We start from the raw sequence: 18,474 nt of genomic DNA, 5'->3' as shown, positions 1-18,474 counted from the left end.
ATGGATGGCTATGCCTGCGCCCATCCCCGCGACGATCACGTACCCGGCCGAGCTGCCGGTCAGCGGTCGACGCGACGACATCGCGCGCGCGGTCCGAGACCACCAGGTCGTCATCGTCGCCGGCGCGACCGGCTCGGGCAAGACGACGCAGCTGCCGAAGATCTGCCTCGAGCTCGGCCGCGAGTCCATCGCGCACACCCAGCCGCGACGCATCGCGGCGCGCACGATCGCCGAGCGCGTGGCCGAGGAGCTCGACACCGAGCTCGGCGGCCTCGTGGGCTACCAGGTGCGATTCACCGATCGCGTGAGCGAGTCCACGCGCATCAAGGTCATGACCGACGGGATCCTCCTCAACGAGATCCACCGCGACCGCGACCTGCGCCGCTACGACACGATCATCATCGACGAGGCCCACGAGCGCAGCCTCAACATCGACTTCCTGCTCGGCTACCTGACGCGCCTGCTCCCCCGCCGGCCCGACCTGCGCGTGATCATCACGAGCGCCACGATCGACCCCGAGAGCTTCGCGAGGCACTTCGCGGACGCCGCCGGCACGCCGGCTCCCATCATCGAGGTCTCGGGCCGCACGTATCCGGTCGAGGTCCGATACCGCCCGCTCGTGGCCGAGTCGGCGGGATCGGAGGCCGACGAGGACGACGAGGGCGCGGCGGCGGAGGACCGCGACATCCAGCGGGGCATCCTCGATGCGCTCGACGAGCTCGGGCGGGAGGCGCCGGGCGACGTGCTGGTGTTCCTCTCCGGCGAGAGCGAGATCCGCGACGCCGAGGCGGCCGTGCGGACGCACGCCACCCGGCGAGGGGCGGCCGACGTGACCGAGGTGCTGCCGCTGTACGGCCGGCTCTCGTCGGCCGACCAGCACCGCGTCTTCGAGGCGTCGAAGGTTCCGGGGCTGCGGCGAAGGGTCGTGCTCGCCACGAACGTGGCCGAGACGAGCCTGACCGTGCCCGGCATCCGGTACGTCATCGACGCGGGCACCGCGCGCATCAGCCGGTACTCGGCGCGCTCGAAGGTCCAGCGGCTCCCGATCGAGCCCATCTCGCAGGCGTCCGCGAACCAGCGCTCGGGGCGCTCCGGCCGCACGAGCGACGGCATCGCCATCCGCCTCTACTCCGAGGACGACTACGGCAAGCGGCCCGAGTTCACGGATCCCGAGATCCTGCGCACGAACCTCGCGGCCGTCATCCTGCAGATGGCCTCGCTCGGACTCGGCGCGGTCGAGGACTTCCCGTTCCTCACGCCGCCCGATCGCCGTGGCATCCGCGACGGCATCGAGCTGCTGCGCGAACTCGGGGCGATCGACGACTCGGATGGCACGGAGGGCCCGCAGCTCACCCGGATCGGGCGGCAGCTGGCCCGCCTGCCGATCGAGCCGCGATTCGCGCGCATGGTCCTCGAGTCGAAGACGCAGGGCGTGAGCCGCGAGGTGCTCGTGATCGTGGCGGGCCTGACCATCCAGGACCCCCGCGAGCGCCCGCTCGAGCGTCGCGAGCAGGCCGACGCGATGCACGCGCGCTTCGTCGATCCGACGAGCGACTTCCTGACGCTGCTGAACCTCTGGAACCACCTCGAGGAGCAGCAGCGCGAGCTGTCGGGCAACGCGTTCCGTCGGATGTGCCGCGGCGAGTTCCTGAACTACCTGCGCGTGCGCGAGTGGCAGGACCTCTACCGGCAGCTCGTCCGCCTCTCGAAGCCGCTGGGCCTCCATGTGGCGAATGCGGCGGGCGCGCCGAACCCCGACGGCGTCCATCGTTCGCTGTTGGCGGGGCTGCTCTCGCAGATCGGGCTGCGCGACGACGCCAGGACCTCGAGCGGTCGCGGCGGCGCGGGCGGGCAGCGCGAGGCCGAGCGTCGCGGTCGCCGCCCGCAGGCCGAGTTCGTCGGCGCACGCAACGCGCGGTTCGTGGTGTTCCCGGGTTCGGCGCTCGCGAAGAAGCCGCCGCCCGCGCTCATGGCGGCCGAGCTCGTCGAGACGAGCCGGCTGTTCGCCCGCACCGGGGCTGCGATCGACCCGGCGTGGGCCGAGCAGCTGGCCGGTCCGCTCGCCAAGCGCACCTACTCCGAACCGCGCTGGGAGCGGCGTCAGGGCTCAGCGGTCGCCGACGAGAAGGTCACCCTGTTCGGCGTGCCGATCGTCGCGAAACGGCGCATCCAGCTCGCCCGTGTCGACGCCGCGCTCGCGCGCGAGCTCTTCATCCGGCACGCCCTGGTCGAGGAGGACTGGGACTGGTCGCGGCTCGACCAGCGCGTCTACGCGTTCGTCCGGAGGAACCGCGAGCTGCGTCGCGAACTCGGCGAGCTCGAGGAGCGCACGCGCCGACGCGACGTGCTCGCCGGCGACGAGGCCGTGGTCGCGTTCTACGAGCAGCGACTGCCGGCGGATGCCACGGACGCGCGCGCGTTCGAGCGCTGGTGGCGCGGCGCGCACCGCCGCTCCCCGGAGCTCCTGACGATGACCGCGGCCGACCTCGTCGGCGACGAGGACGTGAGCGCCGACCGCGGGTTCCCCGACCGGTGGCGCCAGGGCGACCAGACGCTCACGCTCCGCTACCGGTTCGAGCCGGGCGCGTCCGACGACGGGGTGAGCGTGCTGGTGCCGCTCGTGCTGCTCCCCCGCCTCGAGCCGTCGGGCTTCGATTGGCAGGTGCCCGGGCTCCGCGACGAGCTCGTCACCGCGATGCTGCGCACGCTGCCGAAAGTCCTGCGCCGTCAGGTCGTGCCGGCGGCCGAATGGGCCGCGAAGATCGGGGCGGAGCTCCCGGACGGTCCGGAATCCGGTGAGGCCCGTCCGCCCTTCGCCGAGGCGGTCGCGGGCGTGATCAAGCGACTGACGTACGCGCCCGTGTCGGCCGACGACTTCGAGCTCGATCGACTGCCGCCCCACCTGCGCGTGACGTTCCGCGCGGTCGACGAGCGCGGTCGGGCCGTCGGCGATGACAAGGACCTCGCTGCGCTGCAGCGGCGCCTCGCCGAGCGGGCCGGGCGGGCGGTCGCCTCGACGTTCGCCGGCGACGGCGGCGGCCGACCGGGTCGGCGCGGTGGTCGATCGGATGGCGCGGACCGCGCCGGCCGCGAGGGCGCCCCCGGCCCCACTCACGACACCACACCCTCCCGCGGCGACGCGCGCAGTGCGGCGCCGGCCTTCGCCGAGCAGGCCGGCCTCACGACATGGCCGTGGGACGAGCTCCCGGCGCACGTCGACACGCGCCAGGCGGGGAACGTCGTGCGCGCCTATCCCGCGATCGTCGACGAGGGTGCCTCGGTGGCGCTGCGCCTGGTCGCGACCGCCGAGGAACGCGATCGCGCGTCGCGTCGCGGCATCCGTCGCCTGCTCGTGCTCGCCACGCCGTCGCCCGTCGCGTACGTGCAGGAGCACCTGTCGAACCAGGAGAAGCTCGCGCTCGCGACGAGCGCGTACGCCGGGCCGCGCGCCCTGCTCGAGGACTGCCTCGCCGCCGTCGTCGACGCCGAGCTCCGGTCGCGGCATCCCGACGGCCTCGTGCGCAGCCGCGCCGAGTTCGAGTCGGTGCGCGACGCCGTCTCGGCGAGCGTGATGGACCGCATGTTCGAGACGGTGGCGCTCGTCTCGCGCATCCTCGTCGCAGCACGCGAGGCCGATCGTGCGATCGCGAAGGCGTCCAGCCTGCAGCTCATGGCGGCGCTCGCGGACGCGCGCGCGCAGCTCGAGGCGCTCGTGCCATCCGGGTTCGTGTCGGCCACGGGTCTCGAACAGCTGCGGCACCTGCCGCGCTACCTCGAGGCGATCGTCGTGCGCGTGCGCCGCATGCAGGACAATCCGGGCCGCGACCGGCAGCTCACGACGGAGTTCGACCAGGCGCGCGCCGCGTACGAGAAGGCCGGCGGTACCGTGCCGATCGATCCGGAAGCCGAGCCGCGGCTCGTCCGCGTGCGCTGGCTGCTCGAGGAGCTGCGGGTCGGCCTGTTCGCGCAGGAGTTGCGCACCGCCGAGACGGTGTCGGTCAAGCGGATCGTCAAGGCGCTGGCCGACTGAGCGCCGCGAACCGCTCGGCGTACGACGGCTCGAGCTCGGCGATCCGCCGGACCCACTCGTCGCGGTCGCGTTCGGCGGCGGGATCGGCGACGTGGCGCGTCAGTCCCTCGAGGTGCGAATGCCATCCCGGCCCGTACTCGAGGCGGGTCACGTGCTCGTGCCGCAACCGCAGCCGCGTGCGCGCCCCCTCGGGTTCGAGCTGCACGGTCACGAGCGTGGGCTGCTCGCCGACCACGGTCCAGGTCGTCGTGAACCCGACGGGCCGTTCGCACGAGGTGACCTCGCCGTCGCAGTAGACGCCGCCGTCGCGCTGCATCGCCTGCCAGTGCCCGCCCAGGCGGAACTCGCCCTGATAGGTCGCCATCCATCGCGCGAGCCGCTCGGGCGTCGTGAGTGCCTCCCACAGGTCGTCGGGGTCGGTGTCGTACACCTCCTCGAATTCGAGCACGACACCCGGGTCATCGGGCAGGATCTCGCCGGTCACGCTCATCATGCGTCCTTCCGTCGGGCGCGCGTGCCGCGCGCGACCTCGGTGTGCAGCGCATCGAGCCGCTGTCGCCAGAAGCGCCGGTAGCGGTCGAGTTCGGCGGCCGCCTCGTCGACGCCCGCGCGCTCGAGCGCGTAGATGCGGCGCGCGCCGTCGGCGCGGACGCTCGCGAACCCGTGCTCGCGCAGGATCCGAAGCTGCCGCGAGACCGCGGGCTGCGTGATGCCGAACTCGCTCGCCACGACGTCGACCACCGCGCCGGCGGGCCGCTCGCCGTCGGCGAGCAGGTCGAGGATGCGGCGGCGCACCGGGTCGCCGAGGACGTCGAACGCGTGCACGACGACATCCTATCAGTCTCGCGTTATATATGCACAGCCTGATTCGCGCGGGCCGGAGCAGCGGATGACGCGACCGCGGCCGCGCCATCCGCCTCGGTCACAGCACCTTCGATAGGAACGCCTGCGTGCGCTCGTGCCGCGGGTTCGCGAGCACCTCGCGCGGATCGCCCGACTCCATCACGATGCCCTCGTCCATGAACACGAGCGTGTCGGCCACCTCGCGGGCGAAGCCCATCTCGTGCGTCACGACGATCATGGTCATGCCGCTCTTCGCGAGGCCCTTCATGACGTCGAGCACCTCGCCGACCAGCTCGGGGTCGAGCGCGGACGTCGGCTCGTCGAACAGCATGAGCTTCGGGTCCATCGCGAGCGCTCGCGCGATCGCGACGCGCTGCTGCTGCCCGCCCGACAGGTGCGCCGGATAGTAGTCGGCGCGCTCGGCGAGGCCGACGCGGGCGAGCAGTTCGAGCGCGCGCGCCTTCGCCTTCGCCTTGGGCACGCCCTTGACGGTGACCGGTGCCTCCATGACGTTCTCGATCGCCGTCATGTGCGGGAACAGGTTGAACCGCTGGAAGACCATGCCGATGTCGCGTCGCTGCTTCGCGGCCTCCTTCGGGTTGAGCTCGTAGAGCTTGCCGCCCGCCTCGCGATAGCCGACCAGGTGGCCGTCGACCGACAGCCGTCCGGCCGAGACGTTCTCGAGGTGGTTGATGCAGCGGAGGAACGTCGACTTGCCCGACCCGCTCGGCCCGACGAGGCAGAGCACCTCGCCTCGCTTGACCTCGAGCGTGATGTCCTTGAGCACCTCGTGCGAGCCGTAGCTCTTCGAGACGCCCTCGGCGAGCACCATGGGCGTCGTGCCGGTGCTTCCGGTGGCCGCGGACGTGCCGCTCTCGTGGACGTCGCTCATCGCGCGTCACCTCCGTGCTTGTCTGCGATGGGCGGCAGCTCCGGCGACGACTCGTCGCCCGCGACCGCGGGCACCACGCCGGTCGGCACCGTGCCCGCGACCGTGTTCGGGCGCGCGCCGATGCCGCGCGCGAACCGCTTCTCGAGGAAGTACTGGCCGACCATGAGCACGGACGTGAAGAAGAGGTACCAGATCGACGCCACGATGAGCAGCGGGATCGGGTTGAACGTCTCGGCCGAGATGTCGCGCGTACGCGTGTAGAGCTCGAGCGTGAACGGCACCGCCGTCACGAGCGACGTGGTCTTCAGCATCGAGATGACCTCGTTGCCGGTCGGCGGGATGATCACCCGCATCGCCTGCGGCAGGATGACGCGGCGCATGGTCTGGAACCAGCCCATGCCGAGCGCCGTCGCGGCCTCGTCCTGGCCCTTGTCGACCGACAGGAGGCCGGCGCGCACGATCTCGGCCATGTACGCGGCCTCGTTGAGCGCGAGCCCGATGACCGCGAGCCAGAACGGGCCGAGCACCTCCTTGGTCTCGAAGGACGCCCACGGCTCGGTGAACGGGAGGCCGATGTCGATCGTCTGGTAGATGATCGCGATGAGGCCCCAGAACACGAGCTGCACGTACACCGGGGTCCCGCGGAAGATCCAGAGGTAGAACCACGCCACCGACTTCACGACCGGGTTCGGCGAGAGCCGCATCACCGCGAGCACGACGCCGAGGATGATCGCGATGATCATCGACAGCACGGTCAGTTCGAGGGTGACGAGGGCCGCTGCCGAGACGCGACGGTCGAAGAGGTATTGGCCGACGACGGGCCAGTCGTACGCGGGGCGCTGCGCGGCGTCGATGACGAACAGCGCGAAGAGCAGCACGAGCACCACGGCGAAGACGTTCCGCCAGGGGTGCCGCAGCTTGACCGCCTTGATCGGCGCGCGCCCGGCGGCGGCGCCGGCCGGCGCGCGGGTGTCCCCGCTCGCCGGCCGGCCCGATCCGGTTGCGGACATGATCAGCCCTGCCCGGCCGCGTTGATCGTGATCTCGTCGATGCCGCCGTCGGCGACGCCCCACTCCTCGAGGATGTCGCCGTAGGTGCCGTCGTCGACGAGCGACTGCATCGCCGCCTGGATCGCCTCGGTCAGGCCGCGGTCCTTGCCGACGGCGATGCCGTAGGGCGCGACGTCGAACGACTCGCCGGCGGCCTGCAGCTTGTCGCCGGTCTGCTGGATCGCGTACAGGGTCACGGGCGAGTCGGCGCTGAGCGCGTCGGCCTGGCCGAGCGCCACGGCGTTGGTCGCGGCGTCCTGCGTGTCGAACGGCACCTTCTCGATCGGGTCCTTGCCGGCGGCGACGCACGCGTCGGACTTGGCGGGGACCTCGTCGGTGTCCTCGTAGGTCGTGGCCTGGACGGCGACCTTGAGGCCGCACGCGTTGTCGGGGTCGACCTCGTTGCCCTTGGCCGAGGCCCACATGATGCCGGCCTCGTAGTAGTTGACGAAGTCGACCTGCTCCTCGCGCTCGACCGTGTCGGTGAACGACGAGACGCCGATGTCGGCCTTGCCGCCCTTGATGCTCGGGATGATGTTGTCGAACTTCGCGACCTGGAACTCGGCCTCGAGGCCGAGCTTGGCGGCGACGGCCTCGGCGAGCTCGGCGCCCCAGCCGGTGGGGTTGCCGTCGGCGTCCTTGAACTCGTTCGGCGGGTACGTCGGGTCGATGCCGACGATGAGCGTGCCGGACTCGGCGACGTCGTCGGGCAGGAGCGCGACGGCCGCGTCGTCGGCGGCGATGGAGGCCTCGGGTGCAGAAGTGGAGCCGGTGCCGCCGGTCGACGAGTTGTCGACGCAGCCGGTCAGCAGCAGGGCCGCGGCCGCGAACGCGGCGGGAACGGCGACGAGTCGAGTGCGCATTTCATGTCCTCTGGGTTCGGGTGAATGGTCGGCACGACGGCCCAGCCGGTCGTCGTCGACACGGGAGACCCTAATACAGCCGGAGACGGATGGCGCTCGCCGCCGTGTCGAGCGACCGTCCGCTCTTCGCCACCCGGGCGCCCTGGGCCGCCGGAACCCCGCCGATAGGATCGAGCCACCGTGGGAAGCTACACCGAACTGCTCAAGACCTCGGGCGTCGCTCGCATCATCGCCGCCCAGCTCACGGCACGGTTCCCGTCGGGCATGCTCTCGCTGGCGTTCCTGCTGCACGTCGAACAGCAGACCGGTTCGTACGGCGCGGCCGGACTCGTGCTCGCCGCGACCTCGATCGGGCAGGCGATCGCCGGCCCGCTCACCAGCCGCCTCATGGGCCGGCTCGGCATGCGCCCCGTACTCACCGCGACGCTCGTCGTGTGCGCGAGCTCGGTCATCGCGATCGGCGTGCTGCCGCTCACCGTGCCGCTCTACATGGCGGTCGGCCTGCTGTGCGGGCTCGCGACCCCGCCCGTGCAGCCCGCGGTGCGGACCATCTACCCCAAGATGGTCAACTCGCGCCAGCTCACGCCGCTGTTCTCCCTCGATGCCTCCGCGCAGGAGATCATCTGGGTCGTCGGACCGGTGGTCACGACGTTCGTCTCGACGCAGATCGGCACGGTCTGGGGCATCCTGCTCGCCGCCGTGATGATGATCGGCGGCACGACCTGGTTCATCGCGTCGCCCGAGCTCGGGCGCGTCCGCATCCCGCGGTCCAAGCGGAGGTTCGGCACGGTGCTCGCACGACCCGCGGTGCTCCTCGCGACGGTCGTCGGCTTCCTCCTCATCGGCGCGTGCGCCGCGGTCGAGGCCGGGGTCGTCGCGGCGTTCGGGCACGACGGCGCCGAAGCCGGCATCGTGCTCGCGATCTTCTCGATCGGAAGCCTCGCGGGCGGACTCACGCTCGGGCACGTCCCGATCAGCCCCTGGTCAACCGCACGTCGCATGCTCATCGTGTTCGTGGGCGTCTCGCTCGCGGCGTTCGCGATGGAGTTCTGGTGGCTCGCCGTCACGCTCTTCATCGCCGGCATCGGCATCGCACCGGCACTCGCCGTGCTCTTCTCGATCGTCTCGGTGAGCGTCAAGTTCTCGGACACGGCCGAGGCGTACGGCTGGGTCGGCACGGGGCAGCTCATCGGCGCGGCACTCGGCTCGGCGGCGGCCGGCTTCCTCATCGACGGGTACGAGGCGGTCGGCGCGTTCTGGGCCGCCTCGGTGCTCGCATTCCTCGGCGTCGTCGTGCCGGCGCTCGCGCGGCGCTGGCATCCCGACCTCCGCGGGCGCGACGCGAGCCCCATCCCCGACACCGAGCCGGTCCCGGTCACTCCCAGCTGACCCCGACCGACTCCCCTTCGAGAGAGGCGTACGGATGGCACATCCCCCACTGGCTCCCATGATCCCGCTCGCCGACGGCCGCGCCATCCCGCAGGTGGGATACGGCATGTACAAGGTGCCCCGCACCGACGCCACCCGGCTCGCGCGCACCGCGATCGAGCTCGGGTACCGCCACCTGGACACCGCGGCGCTGTACGGCAACGAGGCCGAGGCCGGTGCGGCGGTGCGCGAGTGCGGGCTGCCGCGCGATGAGGTCTTCGTCACGAGCAAGGTCTGGAACGACGACCACGGGTACGACCGGACGCTCCGCGCGTTCGACGCGGCGATGCGGGCCTTCGGCCTCGACCGGCTCGATCTCTACCTCATCCACTGGCCCGTGCCGTCGCGCGACCGCTACGTCGACACGTGGCGCGCGCTCGTGCGCCTCCGCGAGGAGGGGCGGGTGAGCTCGATCGGCGTCTCGAACTTCCACGCGCACCACCTCGAGCGCATCATCGACGCGACCGGTGTCGCGCCTGTGGTCAACCAGGTCGAGCTGCACCCGTGGTTGCCGCAGCACGAGCTGCGCGCCGAGCACGAGCGCCTCGGCATCCGCACCGAGGCGTGGTCGCCGCTCGCCCGCGGGCGCCTGCTCGGCGATCCGGTGCTCGAGCCGATCGCCGCGAAGCACGGGCGATCGGTCGCCCAGATCGTTCTGGCGTGGCATGTGCGGCAGGGCACGATCGTGATCCCCAAGGCATCGAGCCCCGAACGCATCGCCGAGAACCTCGACGTGTTCTCGTTCGACCTCGACGACGCGGATGTCGCGGTGATCGCGACGCTCGAGAGCGGCGTCCGCACCGGGCGCGACCCCGACCACGACTGACGCGCTCCCAGCCGACCGCAACCCGATCGTGACCCGACTCCCAGCGGGCCTCCAGACATGGACTCGCGCCCCGGCAGTACCTTGACGGCATGACCCGCCGACGCGCTCATCATGCCGCGGCCATCGCCGCGATCGCCGCACTCCTCCTCTCCGGCTGCAGCATGGGCCAGGGCAGCTCCGAGAGCGGCGGCGACTCCGGCGTGGCACCTCAGCCCGATGTCGGGGTCGAGGAACCGGCCGACGGCGGCGACGCGAGCGGCGAGGAGTTCGCGCCCGAGCAGCCGGTCGACGACGATCGCAGCGTCATCACGACGGGCCGGCTGGCGATGACGGTCGACGACCCGACGGATGCCGCGGCGCAGGTGACCGACCTCGTCGACGCCGCGGACGGTCGTATCGAGAGCCGCAGCGAGACGCCCGGAACCGACAGCCAGCAGGCGCGCGCCACACTCGTGGTGCGGATCCCCGCGGACGAGTTCGAGCGCGTGCTCGCGGACCTCCGCGAACTCGGCGAGGTGGATTCGGTGCAGCTCGAGGCGTCCGACGTGACGCAGCAGCGACAGGACCTGGACGCCCGCATCGAAGCGCTCGAGGCCTCCGTCGACCGACTGCTCGCATTGCTCGCCGATGCCGACACCACGGCCGACCTCATCGCGATCGAATCCGAGCTCTCGTCGCGGCAGGCCGAGCTCGACAGCCTCGTCGCGCAGCGCGACTACCTCGCAGACCAGGTCGACTACTCGACGCTCACGGTCGAGCTGCTGTCGGAGGGCATCGCCCCCGACGCCGGACCCGACGACTTCTGGAGCGGACTCGTGACGGGGTGGGAGGCGCTCGTCGCCTTCGCCTCCGGGCTGCTCGTGGTCGCGGGCGTGCTCCTGCCCTGGCTCGCCGTGCTCCTCGTCGTCGCGGCGATCATCGCCGCCGTCGTGATCCTCGCGACCCGCCGCCGCCACCATCCCGACGGCGGCCAGGAGGCGGCCCGGACCGACGGCGATCGCCCGGCGTAGGCTGTCGACGTGAGCGCGCCCACCCCGGACTCCCTGCTCGACGACGACCTGCTCGAGCGCCTGCGCGCCCGGGCCGCCGAGTACGACCGGCGCAACGCGTTCTTCACCGAGGACCTCGCCGACCTCGGCGAGCGCGGCTACCTCCGCGCCCTCGTGCCCGTCGACTTCGGTGGGCTCGGATGGAACCTCGACGAGGTCGTGCGCGCGCAGATGCGCCTGGCCGGCGCGGCGCCCGCGACCGCGCTCGGCGTGAACATGCACCTCGTCTGGACCGGTGTCGCTCGGGTGCTGCACGACCGGGGCGACGACTCGCTCGACTTCGTGCTGCGCGAGGCGGCCGACGGCGAGGTGTTCGCATTCGGCATCAGCGAGGCCGGCAACGACCTCATGCTCTTCGGCTCCGGCACGGTCGCCGATCCCCAGCGCGATGGGAGCGTGCGCTACACGGGCCGCAAGATCTTCACGTCGCTCTCGCCCGCATGGACGCGACTCGGGGTCCACGGGCTCGACACGCGGTCCGACGACGCGCCCAAGCTCGTGTACGGGTTCATCGACCGCGAGGACCCCGACGTCCGAGTGCTCGACGACTGGGACACGATCGGGATGCGCGCGACGCAGAGCCGCACGACCGTGCTCGACGGCGCGGTCGCCGCACCCGACCGCGTCGTGCGCCGGCTCGACCCGGGCCCGAACCCCGACCCGTTCGTGTTCGCGATCTTCGCGTGCTTCGAGCTCTTCCTCAGCTCGGTCTACGCGGGGCTGGCTGCGCGGGCGCTCGACCTCGCGATCGAGTCGGCGAGGGCACGTGTCTCGAAGAAGACGGGCAAGCCGCGCTCGGAGGATCCCGACGCGCGGCGCCGGATCGCGTCGGCCGCGCTCGCGCTCGACGCCGTCCCGCCCCAGCTCCTGTCCCTGGCACGCGACGTCCGCGACGGCGTCGACCATGGTCCGTTCTGGTTCGCGAAGCTCTCGGGCGTGAAGGTGCGCACCGTCCAGACCGCGCGCGAGGTCGTCGAGCGCGCCGTGCAGGTCTCCGGCGGAGGCACGTACTTCGCGGGCGACGAGCTGGGGCGGCTCCAGCGCGACGTCCTCGCGGGCGTGTTCCATCCCTCGAGCGAGGACGCCGCGCTCACGACCATCGCGAACGCATGGCTCGGACCGGTGACGGACTGACGGCGGCACGGCCCCTCGATAGACTGGCGCCGCGGCGCGTGCCGCCCGTGCAAAGGAGTCCGTCGTGAGCCTGTTCCCCTTCCTCATCGCCATGGCCCTCTTCGTCTTCGGCCTCTGGCTGATGAGCGTCGCCGACGTGGTGGCCGGCTTCGAGGCGATCGTCTTCTTCGGCGGCATCCTGTGCGCTTCGGCCGCCCTCGCGATCCCGATCAACGTGCTCGGGCGCCGCGAGTCCGGCATCTGATGGCCCTGCCGGGCATCGATACCGTCGTCACGTTCCCGACCGGCGACCTGCGGGCCACCGCGAGCGTCGTCCACGTCGCCCCGCACGGTGAGCGGCTCGCGGTCATCACCGAGCGCACGAGCATCCACCCCGTCGACCACGCGTGGCCCGACCAGCCCGCCGACCGCGGCGTGCTGCGCAGGGGCGACCGCGAGTTCGCCGTCCGCGATGCGGTCGTGGCCGCGACCGACGGGACCGAACTGCATATCGGCGACCTCCCCGTGCGCACGGGCACCGACGGCTGGGCCTTCCTCGTGGCGCACCTGATCGACGCCGACGCGGCGATCGCCGAGGGCGACGAGGTCGAGGTCGAGGCCGATGCCGCGACGCGCCGCTCGCTCTCGATCGGCCACACGGCCTGCCACGCGGCATCCCTCGCCCTGAATCGCGCGCTCGCCGGCCGCTGGAGCAAAGCCGCACGCGAGGACGCGCTCGGCTCGCCCGACTTCGACGGAATCGCGATCGCGTCCTCGCGCATCCACCCCGAGGGGTCGGTCGACCGCTACCGGCTCAACAAGTCGCTGCGCCGGGCCGGCTTCGACCCGAGCGGGCTCGCCGACGGGCTCGACGCGCTCGCGGCGTCCGTCGACGCCACCCTCGCCGAGTGGGTCGCCGCCGACGCGGTCGTCCGGGTGGAGCGCGTGGGCGAGCACCTCACCGACCGGCGCACCTGGGTCTGCGAGCTGCCCGAGGGGTCGGCTCGGATCCCCTGCGGAGGGACCCATGCGGGCTCGCTCGGCGAGCTCGGCACCGTGCGCGTCGCCTTCGAGCTCGTCGACGACGGCGGGACGCCCGTGCTCGAGATGACGACGACCGCGGCCCCCGCCCGCGACTGAGCGCCGCTCAGCACCGACGTCGCCCGGCGGGGTTAGCATGTCGGGCGTGGGTATTCGCATCGAGAAGGTCGATCTGCCCGGGATCGGCTTCCGCCACGACCTCGTGACCGAGGGCGGGCGGCGCATCAGCGTCGTGTCGCACCGAGACGGCGAGCGCGATCTCGGCGTCTTCGACGACGACGACCCCGACGCCTGCCGCGATTCCATCCCGCTCAGCGACGACGAGGCCGCAGCGCTCGCCGACGTGCTCGGCGCCTCGGTGATGATGTCCCGGCTCACCAGCCTCTCCGACGAGACCGCGGGGCTCTTCACCGAGCAGCTCGCGCTGCCGACGGATTCGCCCTACCTCAACCGGCCGCTCGGCGACACCAAGGCCCGCACGCGCACGCACGCGTCGATCGTCGCGATCGTGCGCGACGGCCAGGTGATCCCGTCGCCCACGCCCGCCGACGTACTGCGCGCCGGCGACGTGATCGTGGCCGTCGGAACCCGGCACGGCCTCGACGGAGTGGCCAACCTGCTCGCACACGGCCCCGACTGATCCGGGGCCCGCGATGCACGAGACCACGCTGCTCCTCGTCGAGGTCGGCGCGCTGCTCCTCGCGATGAGCCTGCTCGGTCGACTCGCCCTCCGCCTCGGCATCTCCCCCATCCCGTTCTACCTCGTACTCGGCCTCGCGTTCGGCGAGGGCGGCCTCCTGCCGTTGCAGGCGAGCGAGGAGTTCCTCGCGACCGCGTCCGAGATCGGCATCATCCTGCTGCTCGCGCTGCTCGGACTCGAGTACACCGCGCCCGAGCTCTTCTCGAGCCTCCTGACCTCGCGGCGGGCCGGCATCGTCGATGCCGTCCTCAACGCGCTGCCGGGTGCCGCGCTCGCGCTCCTGCTCGGCTGGGGTCCGGTCGCCGCGGTCGCCCTCGCGGGCGTGACGTGGGTGTCCTCCTCGGGCGTGATCGCCAAGCTCCTGCGCGACCTCGGGCGCCTGTCCAACCGCGAGACGCCGTCGGTGCTCGCGGTGCTCGTGATCGAAGACCTCGCGATGGCCTTCTACCTGCCCGTGCTCTCGGCGATCGTCGTCGGCGTGAGCCTCGTGCAGGGCGCGATCGCCGTCGCCGTCGCGGTGGGCGTGGTGGCCCTCATCCTGTTCGTGGCGCTCCGGCACGGCCACGTGATCTCGCGGCTGTTCCCGGCCGAGCACGCCGAGCCGCTCCTCCTCGGCGTCCTCGGACTCGTCATGCTCGTCGCCGGCATCGCGCAGGAGGTCAGCGTCTCGGCGGCCGTCGGGGCGTTCCTCGTGGGCATCGCCCTCTCGGGTCGCGTCGCCGCGAACGCGAGCGCGGTGCTCACGCCGCTGCGCGACCTGTTCGCGGCCACGTTCTTCGTCTTCTTCGGGCTCACGACCGATTCGGCGGCCTTGCTCACGATGCTGCTGCCGGCGACGCTGCTCGCGGCGATCACGATCCTGACCAAGCTCGTGTCGGGCTCCTACGCGGCACGCCAGGCGGGCGTCGGCACGCTCGGCCAATGGCGCGCCGGGCTCGTGCTCGCGCCGCGCGGCGAGTTCTCGATCGTCATCGCAGGACTCGCGGTCGGCGCGGGCGTCGAGCCGGCGCTCGCGCCCCTCGCCACGGGGTACGTGCTCGTCACGATCCTGGCCGGCACGTTCCTGTCGAGGCTGCCGGATGCCGCGTGGTTCCGCGCCGCGGTGCGCCGGCGCCGCGCGGCGTCCGGTCAGGCCGGCACGGCCAGCGCCGCGCCCTGAGTCCGCGCCCGACCGCGCGCGTCGGGATCAGGCCTTCGTCGGGGTGTCGGCCGGCTCGTCGGCCGCCGCAGCGCCGTCCGCGCCGTCGGTTTCGGCGAGAAGCTCGCGCACGCGCGGCACGACCTTCGTCGCGTACAGCTCGATGCTGCGCATCATGACCTCGTGCGGCAGCGTGCCGTTGGAGTACTTCAGGTCGAACCGGTCGGCGCCGAGCGTGCGGAGCGCCGCGGCGATCTTCTGCGCGACGGTCTCGGGCGATCCGGCGTACAGGGCCCCGTGCGGGCTCGACTCGCCCTCGAAGTGCTCGCGGGTCACCGCGCCCCAACCGCGCTCGCGACCGATGCGATTCATGATCGTCTCGTAGTGCGGCCAGAGGATGTCGAGCGCCTCCTGGTCGGAGTCGGCGATGATGCCGGGCGAGTGCACGGCGATGGGCTGCGGGTCGTGGCCGAACTGCGTGAGCGCCTTGCGATACAGCTCGGCGAGCGGCGCGAAGCGAACCGGGCTCCCCCCGATGATCGCGAGCACGAGCGGCAGCCCGTAGTTCGCGGCGCGGACGACCGATTCGGGACTGCCGCCCACGCCGACCCACGTCTTCAGCGTGCGCTGCTCGATCCGCGGGTAGACGAGCTGGTCGGTCAGCGGCGGTCGCAGCTTGCCCTCCCAGGTGACCGGCTCCTGCGGCAGGAGTGCCGCGAAGAGGTTGAGCTTCTCCTCGAACAGGTCCTGGTACTGGCTGAGCTCGTAGCCGAACAACGGGAACGACTCGATGAACGATCCGCGGCCGAGGATCACCTCGGCGCGACCGTTCGAGAGCGCGTCGAGGGAGGCGAAGCGCTGGTACACGCGGATGGGATCGTCCGAGCTCAGGACGGTGACGGCCGATCCGAGGTGGATGCGCTCGGTGCGGCCCGCGATCGCGGCGAGCACGACCTCGGGCGCCGAGATCGCGAATTCGTGACGGTGATGCTCGCCGACGCCGAAGAAGTCCAGGCCGAGACGATCCGCGAGCTCGGCCTCGGCCACGACGTTGCGCAGCACCTGCGCCTGGGAGAGCAGGTCGCCGTCGGGCCCGACCGTGACGTCGCCGAACGTGTCCAGCCCGAATTCGTGGTGTCGCGTCATCCGCCTGCTCCCCGTCCGTGGTCGATGCGCCTGCCGGCATCGGACGGAACCCCGTCCACCCCGAGACTATTCCGGGCCGGTCCCTCCGGGAATGCCCGCATGCGGTGGGGCGTTGCCACGGGTGACGGCGTCGCGAGGCGCTGCGGCGGGTTGCGCCTTCCGGCTGCCCGCAGACGAGGAGGGACACGTGGCGGACCGACCGGTGATCGGCATCTTCGGAGCCGGCAAGGTGGGCACTGCGCTGGCCCGGCTGCTGGTCGACGGCGGCTACGAGGTCGCGCTCACGGGTTCGCCGCGCCAGACCGCGCTCGACCTGCTCGTCTCGGTCGTGGCACCGGGGGCCCGGGTCGCGACGCCGGCCGAGCTGGTCGAGCGATCCGACGTCATCATCGTCGCGGTTCCGTTCGGCAAGGCCGCCACCGTGCCGTGGGAGGCCTTCGACGGCAAGGTCGTCGTCGACGCCACCAACTACTGGCCGCCGGTCGACGGGCACATCGCCGAGATCGACGCCGACGAGCGCTCGACCAGCGAGATCCACGCGGCGCTGAATCCGCGCGCCCGGGTGGTGAAGTCGCTCAATCACCTCGGCTACCACGACATGGAGGACGACGCCATGCCGGCGGGCTCGCCCCTGCGGCGCGCGCTCGCGGTCGTCGGCGACGACGAGGGCGCTCGCGAGGTCGTGGCGCGCCTCATCGACGACCTCGGCTTCGATCCGGTCGACGGGGGCGGACTCGCGAACGGACGCGCGCTCGAGCCGGGCCACCCTGCGTTCGGCCGCGAGCATTCGGCGTCCGAACTCGCGGCGCTCCTCGACGCGGAGCGCGTGCTCGCCGCCTGATCGGCTCGCACGTGCGCCGGCTCGGGTCGGTCAGGTCCCCCGCCGGTCGGCGAGACGCTGCCGAAGGTCGACGAGGCCGACGACCAGCGCCACGACGAGGAGTCCGCCCACCGCCGCCATGCCCGCCGCGTACGCCGCGTGGAACACGTCGATGCGCGCCGCCTGGCCCTCCTCGCCGTAGATCGTCGAGTAGAAGAGCGAGAGCGCGACGGCCGTGCCGATCGCGGTGCCGATGCGTTGTCCGAGCTGGCCGACCGATCCGGCGAGGCCGCCCTGTACGACGGGGACGTCGGCGAGTGCGAGCACCTGGTTCGGCGCGATGACGAACCCGCCGCCGGTGCCGCCGATCAGCATCACGGCCGCCATGATCCACGGTGTCAGCTCGGGCGGGGTCCCGACCGCGACGAGCACGAGCAGCCCCTGGCCCACGAGCAGCAGCGCAACGCCCAGGACGACCAGCGGGCGTCCGATCCGGTTGACCAGGCGCCCGCCGATCCACGACGTGACCGCGCTCGTGAGCGCGAAGCCGATCGTGACCATGCCCGCATAGACGGGGGCGAGGCCGAGGCCCTGCTGCAGGAACAGGTTCGTCAGCAGGAACGACGCCGGCGTCGCGGCGAAGTACGCGGTCGACAGCAGCGTGCCGTTCCGGTACGAGCGAAGTGAGAAGAGACCGAGCGGCACGAGGGGCGCATGACCGGATGCCGCGTAGCGCCGTTCCCACCAGATGAACGCCACGGTCGCGACGACGAACGCGACGAGCGTCCACCAACGCGCAGGGTCGTCGTCGGGCGAACCGGTCGTGAACAGGAACGGCCACATGAGCGCCACGACGACCACGCCGAAGATGAGGACGCCGACGGGGTCCAGCGAGATGCGGGCTCGATCGCCCGGCGGTCGACCGGGCAGCAGCCAGGCCGCGAAGACGATGGCGACCAGCGCGAGCGGCACGTTCATCCAGAAGATGCCGCGCCATCCGTCGACCGGACCGCCGATCGCGATCGCCAGCCCTCCGAGCGTCGGCCCGAACGCGGTCGCGATCCCGATCGTCGCCCCGAACAGGCCGAACGCGGCACCGCGCTCGGCGCCCTGGAAGAGCTGCTGCACCAGGCCGAGCACCTGCGGCATCTGGATGCCGGCGGCGACACCCTGCAGGAGGCGGCCCACGAGCAGGACCCCGGTGGTCGGCGCGAGCGCGCACACCAGGCTGGTGAGCGTGAACAGCGACAGGCCGATCAGGAACATCACCTTGCGCGAGCCCTGGTCGCCGAGTCGCCCAGCCGGAACGAGCGTGAGCCCGAAGGTGAGCACGAAGCCCGCGACGAGGAGCTGCAGCTCGGTCGAGCCCGCGCCCAGCGCCTCCTCGATGGACGGGAGGGCGACGTTCACCTTGGTGAGGTCGACGATCGTGATCGCCGCGACGCCGACGCAGACCCAGTATGCGCGCCAGCGCTTGTCGTTCGCGATCGGGGCGGCGGAACCAGGCTGCTGCGGCATCCGTTCCACCCTACGCCC

At 72.0% G+C, this 18,474-nt stretch carries 17 protein-coding genes; 10 read left to right on the top strand and 7 right to left on the bottom strand.

What is annotated here, in order from left to right:
• Window positions 1-10 precede the first annotated feature (10 nt).
• Window positions 11-4,030: an ATP-dependent RNA helicase HrpA gene (gene hrpA, locus BLT99_RS02135; RefSeq protein ID WP_092668892.1), complete on the top strand. Its 4,020-nt coding sequence runs from the start codon at window positions 11-13 to the stop codon at window positions 4,028-4,030.
• Here the strand turns inward: hrpA and BLT99_RS02130 are convergent.
• From BLT99_RS02130 to BLT99_RS02110, 5 genes are all read right to left on the bottom strand, one after another.
• A complete protein-coding gene (locus BLT99_RS02130; RefSeq protein WP_166670941.1) occupies window positions 4,011-4,520 on the bottom strand; it encodes an SRPBCC domain-containing protein in 510 nt (169 codons plus the stop codon). The genes hrpA and BLT99_RS02130 overlap by 20 nt on opposite strands.
• A complete protein-coding gene (locus BLT99_RS02125; RefSeq protein WP_092668888.1) occupies window positions 4,520-4,855 on the bottom strand; it encodes an ArsR/SmtB family transcription factor in 336 nt (111 codons plus the stop codon). Before BLT99_RS02125 ends, BLT99_RS02130 begins: the two co-directional genes overlap by 1 nt.
• Window positions 4,856-4,952: 97 nt before the next feature.
• The gene (locus BLT99_RS02120) at window positions 4,953-5,765 is read right to left on the bottom strand and encodes an amino acid ABC transporter ATP-binding protein (RefSeq protein ID WP_269456992.1); all 813 of its coding nucleotides are present in this window, start codon (window positions 5,763-5,765) and stop codon (window positions 4,953-4,955) included.
• On the bottom strand, window positions 5,762-6,775 hold the full coding sequence (locus tag BLT99_RS02115) for an amino acid ABC transporter permease (RefSeq protein WP_092668886.1): 1,014 nt from the start codon (window positions 6,773-6,775) through the stop codon (window positions 5,762-5,764). The genes BLT99_RS02120 and BLT99_RS02115 overlap by 4 nt, the downstream gene beginning before the upstream one ends.
• Before the next feature lie 2 nt (window positions 6,776-6,777).
• A complete protein-coding gene (locus BLT99_RS02110; RefSeq protein WP_092668884.1) occupies window positions 6,778-7,677 on the bottom strand; it encodes an ABC transporter substrate-binding protein in 900 nt (299 codons plus the stop codon).
• 180 nt (window positions 7,678-7,857) lie between these two features.
• On the opposite strand from BLT99_RS02110, the gene BLT99_RS02105 reads away from it, so the two are divergent.
• From BLT99_RS02105 to BLT99_RS02070, 8 genes are all read left to right on the top strand, one after another.
• Window positions 7,858-9,066, top strand: coding sequence for an MFS transporter (locus BLT99_RS02105; RefSeq protein WP_092668882.1), 1,209 nt, complete (start codon window positions 7,858-7,860; stop codon window positions 9,064-9,066).
• Window positions 9,067-9,100: 34 nt separating this feature from the next.
• Complete coding sequence (locus BLT99_RS02100) at window positions 9,101-9,931, top strand: aldo/keto reductase (RefSeq protein WP_092668880.1); 831 nt, start codon at window positions 9,101-9,103, stop codon at window positions 9,929-9,931.
• Between the two features lie 89 nt (window positions 9,932-10,020).
• Window positions 10,021-10,941, top strand: a complete 921-nt coding sequence (locus BLT99_RS02095) for a DUF4349 domain-containing protein (RefSeq protein ID WP_092668878.1) — start codon at window positions 10,021-10,023, stop codon at window positions 10,939-10,941.
• Between the two features lie 9 nt (window positions 10,942-10,950).
• Window positions 10,951-12,114: an acyl-CoA dehydrogenase family protein gene (locus tag BLT99_RS02090; protein ID WP_092668876.1), complete on the top strand. Its 1,164-nt coding sequence runs from the start codon at window positions 10,951-10,953 to the stop codon at window positions 12,112-12,114.
• 64 nt (window positions 12,115-12,178) lie between these two features.
• Window positions 12,179-12,358 carry a hypothetical protein gene (locus tag BLT99_RS02085; protein ID WP_092668874.1) on the top strand — a complete coding sequence of 60 codons (180 nt, stop codon included), beginning with the start codon at window positions 12,179-12,181 and terminating at the stop codon, window positions 12,356-12,358.
• Window positions 12,358-13,233: an alanyl-tRNA editing protein gene (locus BLT99_RS02080; RefSeq protein ID WP_092668872.1), complete on the top strand. Its 876-nt coding sequence runs from the start codon at window positions 12,358-12,360 to the stop codon at window positions 13,231-13,233. The genes BLT99_RS02085 and BLT99_RS02080 overlap by 1 nt, the downstream gene beginning before the upstream one ends.
• A gap of 46 nt (window positions 13,234-13,279) precedes the next feature.
• Window positions 13,280-13,774 (top strand): cation:proton antiporter regulatory subunit, encoded by a 495-nt coding sequence (locus tag BLT99_RS02075; protein ID WP_092668870.1) that lies wholly within the window; start codon window positions 13,280-13,282, stop codon window positions 13,772-13,774.
• 13 nt (window positions 13,775-13,787) lie between these two features.
• On the top strand, window positions 13,788-14,993 hold the full coding sequence (locus BLT99_RS02070) for a cation:proton antiporter (protein ID WP_092668868.1): 1,206 nt from the start codon (window positions 13,788-13,790) through the stop codon (window positions 14,991-14,993).
• Between the two features lie 27 nt (window positions 14,994-15,020).
• On the opposite strand, the gene BLT99_RS02065 is transcribed toward BLT99_RS02070, so the two are convergent.
• Window positions 15,021-16,118, bottom strand: coding sequence for an LLM class flavin-dependent oxidoreductase (locus BLT99_RS02065; RefSeq protein ID WP_092668866.1), 1,098 nt, complete (start codon window positions 16,116-16,118; stop codon window positions 15,021-15,023).
• A 187-nt stretch (window positions 16,119-16,305) separates the two neighbouring features.
• On the opposite strand from BLT99_RS02065, the gene BLT99_RS02060 reads away from it, so the two are divergent.
• Window positions 16,306-16,959 carry an NADPH-dependent F420 reductase gene (locus tag BLT99_RS02060; RefSeq protein ID WP_197675520.1) on the top strand — a complete coding sequence of 218 codons (654 nt, stop codon included), beginning with the start codon at window positions 16,306-16,308 and terminating at the stop codon, window positions 16,957-16,959.
• A 30-nt stretch (window positions 16,960-16,989) separates the two neighbouring features.
• On the opposite strand, the gene BLT99_RS02055 is transcribed toward BLT99_RS02060, so the two are convergent.
• On the bottom strand, window positions 16,990-18,456 hold the full coding sequence (locus BLT99_RS02055) for an MFS transporter (RefSeq protein ID WP_092668862.1): 1,467 nt from the start codon (window positions 18,454-18,456) through the stop codon (window positions 16,990-16,992).
• Between the last annotated feature and the right edge of the window lie 18 nt (window positions 18,457-18,474).

Origin of the sequence: Agromyces flavus, assembly GCF_900104685.1 — a bacterium.
Lineage (GTDB): Bacteria > Actinomycetota > Actinomycetes > Actinomycetales > Microbacteriaceae > Agromyces > Agromyces flavus.
This window is presented reverse-complemented; position numbering and strand designations above follow the sequence as displayed.

What these genes read in the sequence shown, in the direction of transcription:
- BLT99_RS02070 (WP_092668868.1), top strand. Translation starts at nt 13,788, where the DNA reads ATGCACGAGACCACGCTGCTCCTCGTCGAGGTCGGCGCGCTGCTCCTC.
- BLT99_RS02110 (WP_092668884.1), bottom strand. Translation starts at nt 7,677, where the DNA reads ATGCGCACTCGACTCGTCGCCGTTCCCGCCGCGTTCGCGGCCGCGGCC.
- BLT99_RS02095 (WP_092668878.1), top strand. Translation starts at nt 10,021, where the DNA reads ATGACCCGCCGACGCGCTCATCATGCCGCGGCCATCGCCGCGATCGCC.
- BLT99_RS02120 (WP_269456992.1), bottom strand. Translation starts at nt 5,765, where the DNA reads ATGAGCGACGTCCACGAGAGCGGCACGTCCGCGGCCACCGGAAGCACC.
- BLT99_RS02055 (WP_092668862.1), bottom strand. Translation starts at nt 18,456, where the DNA reads ATGCCGCAGCAGCCTGGTTCCGCCGCCCCGATCGCGAACGACAAGCGC.
- BLT99_RS02065 (WP_092668866.1), bottom strand. Translation starts at nt 16,118, where the DNA reads ATGACGCGACACCACGAATTCGGGCTGGACACGTTCGGCGACGTCACG.
- BLT99_RS02130 (WP_166670941.1), bottom strand. Translation starts at nt 4,520, where the DNA reads ATGAGCGTGACCGGCGAGATCCTGCCCGATGACCCGGGTGTCGTGCTC.
- hrpA (WP_092668892.1), top strand. Translation starts at nt 11, where the DNA reads ATGCCTGCGCCCATCCCCGCGACGATCACGTACCCGGCCGAGCTGCCG.
- BLT99_RS02115 (WP_092668886.1), bottom strand. Translation starts at nt 6,775, where the DNA reads ATGTCCGCAACCGGATCGGGCCGGCCGGCGAGCGGGGACACCCGCGCG.
- BLT99_RS02100 (WP_092668880.1), top strand. Translation starts at nt 9,101, where the DNA reads ATGGCACATCCCCCACTGGCTCCCATGATCCCGCTCGCCGACGGCCGC.
- BLT99_RS02080 (WP_092668872.1), top strand. Translation starts at nt 12,358, where the DNA reads ATGGCCCTGCCGGGCATCGATACCGTCGTCACGTTCCCGACCGGCGAC.